The sequence below is a fragment of the Desulforhabdus sp. TSK genome, from assembly GCF_022836495.1.
Classification (GTDB): Bacteria; Desulfobacterota; Syntrophobacteria; order Syntrophobacterales; family Syntrophobacteraceae; genus Desulforhabdus.
Genome location: NZ_BQXM01000179.1, coordinates 1 through 418 on the forward strand (window position 1 = coordinate 1; position 418 = coordinate 418).

Annotated in this window: 1 pseudogene; it reads left to right on the forward strand. The window is 70.6% G+C overall.

The annotated features are described in order from the left end of the window. Window positions 1-418, forward strand: a pseudogene (locus tag MWC30_RS23255) (ATP-binding cassette domain-containing protein); the annotation flags it as partial.

The window sequence follows — 418 nt, forward strand, 5'->3', positions numbered from 1 at the left end:
GCCCAGAACATCGCCCACCCGCTGGAGATCGCCCGGGTCCCCAAGGCCGAGCGGAAGCGCCGCGTGGCCGAGCTGCTGTAGCTGGTCGGCCTGGCCGACCGCGCGGACAACTATCCCGCCCAGCTCTCCGGCGGGCAGAAGCAGCGTGTGGGCATCGCCCGCGCCCTGGCCGCCGAGCCGGGGGTGCTGCTCTGCGACGAGCCGACCTCTGCCCTCGATTCGGCGACCACGCGGCAGATCCTGGAGCTGATCGGCCAGCTGCGCGACCGGCTGGGCATCACTGTCATCATCATCACCCACGAGATGTCTGTGGTGCGCGAGATCTGCGACTCGGTCTCCCTGCTCGACGCCGGCAGCATCGTCCGCAGCGGCCAGCTGCTCGAGGTCATCTCCGACCGCAGCTCGCCGCTGTCCAAGG